Source organism: Hydrogenophaga sp. A37 (genome assembly GCF_002001205.1).
GTDB lineage: Bacteria > Pseudomonadota > Gammaproteobacteria > Burkholderiales > Burkholderiaceae_C > Hydrogenophaga.
On record NZ_MUNZ01000076.1, the window covers coordinates 1 to 9993 of the forward strand.

At 62.7% G+C, this 9993-nt stretch carries 8 protein-coding genes; 2 read left to right on the forward strand and 6 right to left on the reverse strand.

Annotation, left to right across the window (positions count from 1 at the left end; all coding sequences use genetic code 11):
- Positions 1 to 122 precede the first annotated feature (122 nt).
- Entirely contained in the window at positions 123 to 485 is a 363-nt protein-coding gene (locus tag B0E41_RS06365; RefSeq protein WP_077330090.1) for a DUF364 domain-containing protein, read from the forward strand.
- A gap of 9 nt (positions 486 to 494) precedes the next feature.
- Here the strand turns inward: B0E41_RS06365 and B0E41_RS06370 are convergent, their stop codons facing one another.
- From B0E41_RS06370 to B0E41_RS06395, 6 genes are all read right to left on the reverse strand, one after another.
- A complete protein-coding gene (locus B0E41_RS06370; protein WP_143433697.1) occupies positions 495 to 845 on the reverse strand; it encodes a hypothetical protein in 351 nt (116 codons plus the stop codon).
- A 206-nt stretch (positions 846 to 1051) separates the two neighbouring features.
- Positions 1052 to 2989: a hypothetical protein gene (locus B0E41_RS06375; protein WP_077330094.1), complete on the reverse strand. Its 1938-nt coding sequence runs from the start codon at positions 2987 to 2989 to the stop codon at positions 1052 to 1054.
- Positions 2990 to 3136: 147 nt separating this feature from the next.
- Positions 3137 to 3865, reverse strand: a complete 729-nt coding sequence (locus B0E41_RS06380; protein ID WP_143433698.1) for a hypothetical protein — start codon at positions 3863 to 3865, stop codon at positions 3137 to 3139.
- Between the two features lie 210 nt (positions 3866 to 4075).
- On the reverse strand, positions 4076 to 6676 hold the full coding sequence (gene acnB, locus B0E41_RS06385; protein ID WP_077330098.1) for a bifunctional aconitate hydratase 2/2-methylisocitrate dehydratase: 2601 nt from the start codon (positions 6674 to 6676) through the stop codon (positions 4076 to 4078).
- Between the two features lie 70 nt (positions 6677 to 6746).
- The gene (locus tag B0E41_RS06390) at positions 6747 to 7769 is read right to left on the reverse strand and encodes an aldolase/citrate lyase family protein (RefSeq protein WP_253194651.1); all 1023 of its coding nucleotides are present in this window, start codon (positions 7767 to 7769) and stop codon (positions 6747 to 6749) included.
- 18 nt (positions 7770 to 7787) lie between these two features.
- Complete coding sequence (locus B0E41_RS06395; protein ID WP_077330102.1) at positions 7788 to 8774, reverse strand: malate dehydrogenase; 987 nt, start codon at positions 8772 to 8774, stop codon at positions 7788 to 7790.
- A 228-nt stretch (positions 8775 to 9002) separates the two neighbouring features.
- Here B0E41_RS06395 and B0E41_RS06400 point away from each other — a divergent pair, with 228 nt between their 5' ends.
- The gene (locus B0E41_RS06400) at positions 9003 to 9839 is read left to right on the forward strand and encodes a GntR family transcriptional regulator (RefSeq protein ID WP_077330104.1); all 837 of its coding nucleotides are present in this window, start codon (positions 9003 to 9005) and stop codon (positions 9837 to 9839) included.
- The last annotated feature ends 154 nt before the right edge of the window (positions 9840 to 9993 follow it).

Sequence of the window (9993 nt, forward strand, 5' to 3'; positions counted from 1 at the left end):
GCGCAATGCTGGAGTTCGAGGGCAAGAGCTACCGACTCAAGGAGGCAGCGGCACGCATCGCCGTCACACCCGAGTCGTCATAATCCGGCCGTCCTGCCTGGGGGAATTTGGGGTGGCCAAGGGTGGGCGAATTTGACCTGGCCATCGGGGTTCCGGACGTGCACATCACGCTGGACCGCGCCGACCTCGCCCCCTGCAACGTGGTGGTCGGCACCTCGACCATGCTGCTCAACGACACGCTGGACGACATGCTCGAGGCCGCACCCCAGGCCACACGCTTCGCGGTGATCGGCCCCTCGGCCGGGCTGTGGCCCGACACGCTGTTCGAACGCGGCGTGACCCTGCTGGGCGGCACACGGGTGACCGATCCTCAGGCCTTTGCCAATGCGATGGCCGTGGGCGAGAGCTGGAGCAGCGCCACGCGAAAGTTCGCGATCCAGCGCGATGGCTGGTTGGGTTGGCGGGCGTTGGCTGGTCTGGCCTGACGCCCCCGGTCAGAAATTGCGGGATTCGTTCTGGCCACCAGCGGGGATCGACATGCCCCATTGCGCAAACGTGATCACGCCGGTCGACGAGCTCCCATTGAAACGCACGCCCAGCGCCTCCTGGCCCTCCACCCACAACACCTGGCTGGTACTCGCGCCCTGCGACGGCTTGAACGGCACGAGGTCGAGCACCTCCGCCTTGGTCATGCCCGGTGTGAGTGCCTTGTAGGCGTCGTGCAGGGTGTTGATGTCCGATCCGCCACCACCGCCACCACCACATCCCGACAAGAACGCCAGGGCAACGGTCAGAGACAAGGCGCCAACAGTGCGGCGACGGAGGGATTGAACGGGTCGGGTCATGAGATTTCCTTGTTTGAATTGACGAGCAGGCAAGGACCCACCACCCGTTGCCGAGCCTGCTTCGCCTCCCTGTCTGAATCGTAAAGGATCGGGTCCGCAACCCACATCCCACGCATGGGGGAGATCAGCGACAAGGCGCCCAGTAAAAAAGGCCCCGAAAGGCCGTTTCAACGTGTTCAGTGCTTGTTCGCAACTGACGGGACGGCTCAATCTGGCAACTGGCGAACAGCAAACAGTGCATTTTGCAACCGCAACATCCGCTGTGAGTCCTCGCCTGTCAGACCCTTCACGCGGGTCGTCTCTCGGGTTGCATCAATCAGGTGTTGCAATCGGTCAAGGAGATCGGCCTTAGGCACAGTTTGCGCTTGCTCCGGAGAAAGGCCGATGTCTGCCAGAACCAAGCTGATCGTTTTTTTCGCTTCGTTTCGCCGGTTGTTCTCATGATCTGCTGCATCAAGATCCCGATAACGCGCCAACAGCAGGGTCGACTGACGCAAAGCATCCGCCTTGCCTTGAACGGCTTGCACACGAACCAACGATGTGAGGCTTTCGACAAGCCGATATCGCCAGACTCGCAACACATCGCCGGAGCCTGTTTGTGACTCCTCTGCGAAGGCGGTCGCCCTTGCATACGCCGCCTCGGCTCTTCCTAGGTTTTCTTCGGACTCCTCCAGAAGGCCGAATTCCTGCTCGTTGAGCCACCGAGACTCCCGCCAAAGGTCTTCACCGGAGAACCGATGCCAGTGGTGGAGCACGAGATCTCTTGCCTGTGTCAACGCTGCACGCGCTTCAATGTGCGCCTTGAGCTGTAGGTGCATCCTCCCAACGTTGAACTGGTGAAGCCAGTGATCGTGCACGACTTCGAAGCTGGCATCGGAGGTAGCGCTCTTCCTGCCAGCCAGTGCAGCCGCTGCCTGTGAGTGCCGCAACGCCGACATCCAGTCCCGCCGATCACTGAAGATGCTCGCCAAGCGCGCGTGACTCCGAGTCGAATTCTCAATCCACTCGTCAGAATCTGGCTCCGCATGAAGTGCTTTCTGAGCGACGCTCAAAGCCACTTGGTGGGCCTGGAGGGCGGAAAGCCCGTCTCCCAAGCTGCTTCGGATGATCCCCAGCCTGTTCTCGATCAACCACCGGTCAATCAGAACAAACTGAACTGAAGGATTGAGGGCGTGACGATCTCTGGCCAGCCTGGCAGCAGCCTCGCTGTGTTTCAGGACGATCTGCTTGTCACCACGACGGATATCGATCGTGGCCAACTCCCAGAGACTCAGAAACACGTTTCGGCTCCAGTCGGAGTCGGCAGCAGACCCCTTGGCATTGCGTTGCGCGACCGCAAGCGACTCCTGGGCGGCGACGTACGCAGCGGACGCGTCGCCTGCATCATTCAGCACGTCGCCCAGCTCATGAAGACTGTCCCAATACCGGTCCTCCCAATCAGAGCGCCCGGGGTCGCGAACGAGCGCATTTCGCGCGAGCTCTGCGGCCCGTTTGCGGTGACGCAAACCCTGCTGCGAATCCTTGGTACCCACCAGCACCTCGGCCATGTCCACATGGGCACGCCAACCGGCGAACGCCCAGTCCAGCTCATCTGACACCTCTCCCAGATGTCGCTCTGTGACCGCCAGAGCGAGTTCGAGAGAAGCGAGCCCCTCGTCCTTCCTGCCAAGATTCGAGTAAGCCAATGCCCGGTTCGCATGCACTGCATAAAGCAATGGGTCCGACAAAGACGCCGTCCCCGTTCTTGATTTCAGTTCGATGGCCAGTTGTTCGACTGATTTCAAGATCGCCAACAACTCCCCCCAAGCCTTTTGCTGCACTTTGATGTCAGTCAATCCCGCCAAAGCAGACAACCGAATCTGCGACACCTCAGGGGAGACGGTGGTCAGCGCACCATACCTGTCCAGCGCGTTCAAACAGCTGAAAAGATGCTGCTCTGCTTGAGGCAGCTTGTCCGATGCCGCGGCCACAACACCCGACAGGAGCTCGCTGCCGGCAAGCGCCAGCCAAGCTTCTGATCTGGAGGAACTTGTGCGAGCGAAAGCCTTTGCAAACTCCAAAATCGAGTTATCCAGCTTGGACAGAACTTCTGGATTCATGCCACTGCTCAGAACGGCCGAATTGAACAGCGTCTGCCACACCATGAATTTGACGCCAGGGTCACGGACTGACCGGATGTCTGAGCTGTCGAGAAGACGATTCGCTTCTTCAAACTCCGTGAGTGCCCGTGCTTCATCCTGTCGACCCAGGTGTACCGCGGCGGTCAGTGCCCTGGACAACCATCGAATACGTTACCAATAGACGTCCGAAGGGGCAGCCTGCGACTTCTCTTCGGCCGTACCACGAAGACTGTGCAGCAAGCCAATGGACTGGTCGGGCTTGTTGGCCAAATGAGCTGAATCCACGGCCATCAAGAGCAAAGCCACCACGTTGGCGTCCCCGTCACCATGTCGCAGTTCCAATACCCGCTCCGTGTCCTTCAATAAATCTTGTTGAAGCCTGAGTTCCGCCATGAACGCCCGCAGCATCAACAAGCCTGCGAGGCGCCGTTGCAGCGGAAACCGCTCATCGGGTCTCGCAACAGGAAGGTCGATCTCGGACCGGTGAATTTCCGCATCGAGCAACCGCGCAAATTGAACCAAGTTGCCCGCGTGGAGTGCTGTGTTGGCGCGAACCAAACCGTCGTCAATGCCAAGTCGCTGGGCCACCAGCTCAGCACGAAGACGCTCAAACAGAACGGCAACACCCATCCACGTATCCAATTGCTGAACCCATTCAGCCTCAGATCGCTTTCGCTCCATCAAGGTGTTCATCCATTCGACGACCAGCGCATCGGGCACCGATGTGTGGCCGCCAGATGCCGCTTCCAACGAGGCCCGAACCTGCCGAACCAATGAACCTCGAAGTCTTTCCTGCTCCAAAGGCTCCGCAGCCAGAAACTGACGAACCTGATGTTCAGTGAGTCCGGAAGGTGCAGTGACTGCATTCAGAACCTGGAAGGCGCCGCCGGGCAGCTTCATGGGCTCGATCCGCGCACTGGCCGCCCCAGACCACAGCAGGAGGGCCCCCAGTACCCACGCAGCCAACCCCGATTGCCACACGCCCTTACACCCCATATGAATCACGCCGCCTCCCTGGTGAATGCCTTCGTTGCCAGATGATAGTGGGCAGATTGAAACAAAAGAAAACGGCCCCGAAGGGCCGTTTTCATGGACGCAGTGCGAGACCGCTCAAGCCGCCACGCCCTTGGCGTTTTCCACGTACTCGTCGATCTGGTTGAAGTTGAGGTACTTGTAGATCGCCGCGCCGTCTTTGTTCACGATGCCCATGGCATCAAAGTACTCGGCCGCCGTGGGGATGTGGCCCAACTTGGACGCAATGGCCGCGAGTTCGGCGGAGGCCAGGTACACGAACGTGTTCTTGCCCAGGCGGTTGGGGAAGTTGCGGGTCGAGGTGGAGACCACGGTCGCGCCTTCGCGCACCTGCGCCTGGTTGCCCATGCACAGTGAGCAGCCGGGCATTTCGGTGCGGGCACCGGCGGCGCCGAAGCTGGCGTAGTGGCCTTCCTTGATCAGCTCGCTCTCGTCCATCTTGGTCGGCGGCGCAACCCACAGCTTGACCGGGATGTCGCGCTGGCCGCCCAGCAGCTTGGCCGCGGCGCGGAAGTGGCCGATGTTGGTCATGCACGAACCGATGAAGGCTTCATCGATCTTGGTGCCGGCCACTTCGGACAAGGTCTTGGCGTCGTCCGGATCGTTCGGGCAGCACAGGATGGGTTCCTTGATGTCGGCCAGGTCGATCTCGATGACGTGCGCGTATTCGGCATCCTTGTCGGCTTCGAGCAAGCTGGGGTTGGCCAGCCATGCCTCGACCTTCTCGATGCGGCGGGCGAGCGTCTTGGCGTCGGCGTAGCCGTCGGCGATCATGTTCTTCATCAGCACGATGTTCGACTTCAGGTACTCCTGCACCGGCTCCTTGTTGAGCTTGATGGTGCAGCCCGCAGCAGAGCGCTCGGCCGAGGCGTCGGACAGCTCGAAGGCTTGCTCGACCTTCAGGTCTGGCAGGCCTTCGATTTCCAGGATGCGGCCCGAGAAGGCGTTGATCTTGCCGGCCTTGGCGACCGTCAGCAGACCGGCCTTGATGGCGTACAGCGGGATGGCATGCACAAGGTCGCGCAGCGTGACGCCAGGCTGCATTTCGCCCTTGAAGCGCACCAGCACCGACTCGGGCATGTCCAGCGGCATCACGCCGGTGGCGGCGCCGAAGGCCACGAGGCCGGAACCGGCAGGGAAGGAGATACCGATGGGGAAGCGGGTGTGCGAGTCACCGCCGGTGCCCACGGTGTCGGGCAGCAGCAGGCGGTTGAGCCAGCTGTGGATCACACCATCGCCCGGACGCAGCGCCACGCCGCCGCGGCTGCTCATGAAGGCGGGCAGTTCGCGGTGGGTCTTCACGTCCACGGGCTTGGGGTAGGCGGCGGTGTGACAGAAGGACTGCATCACCAGGTCGGCGCTGAAGCCCAGGCAGGCCAGGTCTTTCAGTTCGTCGCGCGTCATCGGGCCGGTGGTGTCTTGCGAACCCACGGTCGTCATGCGCGGCTCGCAGTAGGTGCCAGGACGAACGCCCTGCCCTTCGGGAAGGCCGACCGCGCGGCCGACCATCTTCTGCGCCAGCGTGAAGCCGGCTTTGGTGGCGGCGGGCACGCTGGGCAGGCGGAACAAGGTGGAAGCGGGCAGGCCCAGGAACTCACGCGCCTTGGCGGTGAGCGAGCGGCCGATGATCAGGTTGATGCGGCCGCCGGCGCGCACTTCGTCGAACAGCACGTCGCTCTTGAGCTTGAACTCGACCACGGTTTCACCGTTGCGCACGATCTTGCCGTCGTAGGGCAGCACGTCGACCACATCGCCCATTTCCAGCTTGGACACGTCCACTTCGATCGGCAGCGAACCGGAGTCTTCCTGCGTGTTGAAGAAGATCGGAGCGATCTTGCCGCCCAGCGTGACGCCGCCGAAGCGCTTGTTGGGCACGAAGGGAATGTCCTGGCCGGTGGCCCAGATCACGCTGTTGGTGGCGGACTTGCGCGAAGAACCGGTGCCGACCACGTCGCCCACGTAGGCCACGAGGTTGCCCTTTTTCTTCAGGTCTTCGATGAACTGCATCGGGCCGCGCTTGCCGTCTTCTTCGGGCTTGAAGGCCGCGTCGGGGCGGGTGTTCTTCAGCATCGCCAGGTAGTGCATCGGGATGTCCGGGCGCGTGGTCGCGTCCGGGGCGGGCGAGAGGTCGTCGGTGTTGGTTTCGCCGGGCACCTTGAACACGGTGACGGTGATCTTCTTCTCGACTTCGGGGCGGCTGGTGAACCACTCGGCGTCGGCCCAGCTCTGCATCACTTCCTTGGCCACGGCGTTGCCGGCCTTGGCCTTCTCGGCCATGTCGTTGAAGTAGTCGAACATCAGCAGCGTCTTCTTCAGCGCTGCGCCGGCCACGGCCGCGACTTCGGCGTCGTCCAGCAGCTCGATCAGGGGGTGAACGTTGTAGCCACCCACCATGGTGCCCAGCAGCTCGGTGGCCTTAGCCTTGGAGATCAGGCCGACCGCGATGTCGCCGTGCGCCACAGCGGCCAGGAACGAGGCCTTGACCTTGGCCGCATCGTCCACGCCCGGGGGCACACGGTGCGTGAGCAGGTCCATCAGGAACGCGTCTTCACCGGCGGGCGGCGCCTTGATGAGTTCGATCAGTGCGGCCACCTGCTTGGCGTCGAGCGCCAGCGGGGGAATGCCCAGGGCCGCGCGTTCGGCGGCGTGGGCGCGGTAATCGGTGAGGAAGGTCGACATGGTGTTCTCCAGAAGGGTGGGGAAGGAACTGTTATTGAAGGAAGCGGGGGTGCGTGGGCGGCAAGCAAGCTCAGTGCCGCACAACTTGAGCCGCCAAAGGTGGGGGCAAGGGTGCAGGCGCGAACCAGTGCCGCACGGATTCGGGCAGGGTGTGCCCGGTTTGGTGCGCCCTTTCGAGCACCTGCCAGTAGAAGCGGTAGCTGGCGCGGTCGTGCAGGCGGCCTTCAAACTGCACCGGCGCCCACTCGGCGGTGGCGGCACGTTCGATGATGCCGGCGGCGGTATGGATCTCGCGGTCTTCGGGCGCAAACGCGGCTAGGATGGGCCGGATCTGGTCCGGGTGGATGCTCCACATGCGGGTGTAGCCCAGTTCACGGGCGGCTTTGTGCGCGGCGGTCTGCAGCGCAGCCAGATCCTTGAACTCGGTGACCACATTGTGTGAAGGCACCTTGCCGTGCGCATGGCAAGCAGAGGCGATCTCCATCTTGGCACGCAGCACCAGCGGGTGGCTGAACTGCCCGGCCACACCCATGCCGTCGGCTGGAATCGCACCGCCATGGGCCGACACAAAATCCATCAGGCCAAAGCTGAGCGACTGCACACGCGGGTGCGCAGCCATGTCAAAGGCGCGGTGCACCGCTGCGGGCGATTCGATCAGCACGTGCAGGGGCAGCGCTGTCGCGCCAGCCGCGTCCATGGCCGCGACAGCGCGCTGCACATCGGCCACACACTCGACCTTGGGCACCATCAGGTGAGTGAGGCGCGAGGCGGCCTGCCCGGCGATGGTCGCCACGTCGGCATCAAACGCCGGGTGGTCCACCGGGTGCACCCGCACGGCCACACGGGCCTCAGGTGCGGCACCCAGCGCCAGCGCCGTGACCAGCGCCGCGTGGTCGGACTCGCCGCCCACAGGCGCGCCGTCTTCGCAATCCAGCGTGACGTCAAAGACGCAGGCACCGAACTCGACCGTCATCTCAACCTGCAACTGCAGGCTTTTTTTCATTCGCGCTTCCACCCCGCTGTAGTGGTCACAGACCGGCAACGCGAACGCGCCGGCCTGGGCACCGAGGAGGATGTCGCGCGGATGGATCACGCCGTGGTTACCAACGGGTTACAGCAAGTGCTTGACGCCATCCTGCTCGCCCTGCAGCTCGGCCAGGGTCTTGTTGATGCACTCTTGCGAGAAGGCGTCGATGTCCAGGCCTTCGACCACGGTGTACTCGCCGTTGGCGCAGGTGACCGGGAAGCCGAACATCACGTCCTTCGGAATGCCGTACCAGCCTTGCGACGGAATGCCCATCGTGACCCATTCGCCGTTGGTGCCCAGGGCCCAATCGCGCATGTGGTCGATGGCGGCATTGGCGGCCGAGGCAGCGCTGGACAGGCCACGCGCTTCAATGATGGCGGCGCCGCGCTTGCCGACGGTGGGCAGGAACACGTTGGCGTTCCATTCCTGGTCGTTGATCATGTCCTTGACCGAAGCGCCGTCGATGGTGGCAAAACGGTAGTCGGCGTACATGGTGGGCGAGTGGTTGCCCCACACGGCCAGCTTCTTGATGCTTGAGACGGCCTTGCCGGTCTTGGCGGCCAGTTGCGAAGCGGCGCGGTTGTGGTCCAGGCGCAGCATGGCGGTGAAGTTGCCCGGCTTCAGATCGGGTGCACTCTTCATGGCGATGTAGGCGTTGGTGTTGGCGGGGTTGCCGACCACCAGCACCTTGACGTCGCGGCTGGCCACGGCGTTCAGGGCCTTGCCCTGGGCAGTAAAGATGGCGCCATTGATGGCGAGCAGCTCAGCGCGCTCCATGCCGGGGCCACGTGGACGCGAACCGACCAGCAGCGCGTAATCGGTGTCTTTGAAGGCGGTCATTGGGTCGCTGTGGGCTTCCATGCCGGCCAGCAGCGGGAAGGCGCAGTCTTCGATTTCCATCATCACGCCCTTGAGCGCTTTCTGGGCCTTTTCATCCGGAATTTCCAGCAGTTGCAAGATCACGGGCTGGTCTTTGCCCAGCATTTCGCCCGAGGCGATGCGGAACAGCAGGGCGTAACCGATTTGACCTGCGGCGCCGGTGACGGCAACACGAACGGGCTTCTTGCTCATGGTGAAAACTCCAGAAAAGGACGGTGGGTAAAAGAGAAGACAACGAGGGCGCGCAGCCCAGAGATGGCAGCCACAAAGATGCGGGTAAACCCGAAATCCGTGGGTCAGACTCAGCCGGCGAGTGTACCCTCGCAAACCCTGACTCGTCAAATTGTCTTATGTCTTATATAAGATATGATTAAGGTCTTCGCCGCCCGCCAATGGCGACATCACCGCGACACAAAAAACATGGCCACCCCGCACGCCAATCCCAACGACAGCACTGCGCCAGACGCCCCCATCGGTGTCGACGCACCCCTGTCGCCTGCTGCAGACATGGCCAGCGGTGCGGTACTGGGCGCCCCGGCCTTCAGCCCGCTCTACCAACAGATCAAATCGCTGATCCTGCGCAGCCTGCAAGCGGGTGAGTGGAAACCAGGCGACATGATTCCCAGCGAGTTCGATCTGGCCGCGCGCTTTCGTGTCAGCCAAGGCACGGTGCGCAAGGCCATCGACGAACTCGCCACAGACAACCTGCTGGTGCGCCGCCAGGGCAAAGGCACCTTTGTCGCGACCCACGCCGAACAACACATCCAATACCGCTTCCTGCGACTGCTGCCCGACGCCGGCTCGCTGGAGGCACAGGGGCCGGCTGAGCGCCGCATCATCGAGTGTCGGCGCTTGCGCGCGCCCGCCGAGGTGGCGCGTCAGCTGGAACTGCGCACGGGTGATGCGCTGTTTCAAGTCAAACGTGTGCTCGCGTTTTCGGGCACGCCGGCGATCCTCGAAGACATCTGGTTGCCGGGCGTCACCTTCAAAGGCCTGAACCTGGAGACACTGTCCCACGACAAGGGGCCGATGTACGCGCTGTTCGAAGCCCAGTTCGGCGTGCGCATGGTGCGCGCGGTGGAAAAACTCAAAGCCGTCGCCGCCGACGCCGACGCGGCAGCACTGCTCGGCGTGGACGTGGGTCACCCCCTTTTGAGCGTCGAGCGACTCGCTTACACCTACAACGATGTGCCCATGGAGTTGCGCCGAGGGCTCTACCGCACGGAAACCCGGCATTACCACAATGAACTGAGTTGAAACCTTGACGCCACTTGCCTGGCGGGTGCAGGCCAAGCCCCACCGTCAGCCTCCGGTATGCTGCGTTGCAATAGAATTTGCAAGCCCGTGGTCTGAGTTACCAACGAGTTACAAGAAACCCTTCCATCCCGAACCCACCCCCCGGAAGAGAGCT

Coding starts and splice junctions, on each gene's coding strand:
- B0E41_RS06380 (WP_143433698.1), bottom strand. CDS start 3,865: ATGAAGCTGCCCGGCGGCGCCTTCCAGGTTCTGAATGCAGTCACTGCA.
- B0E41_RS06400 (WP_077330104.1), top strand. CDS start 9,003: ATGGCCACCCCGCACGCCAATCCCAACGACAGCACTGCGCCAGACGCC.
- B0E41_RS06370 (WP_143433697.1), bottom strand. CDS start 845: ATGACCCGACCCGTTCAATCCCTCCGTCGCCGCACTGTTGGCGCCTTG.
- B0E41_RS06395 (WP_077330102.1), bottom strand. CDS start 8,774: ATGAGCAAGAAGCCCGTTCGTGTTGCCGTCACCGGCGCCGCAGGTCAA.
- B0E41_RS06375 (WP_077330094.1), bottom strand. CDS start 2,989: ATGGTGTGGCAGACGCTGTTCAATTCGGCCGTTCTGAGCAGTGGCATG.
- acnB (WP_077330098.1), bottom strand. CDS start 6,676: ATGTCGACCTTCCTCACCGATTACCGCGCCCACGCCGCCGAACGCGCG.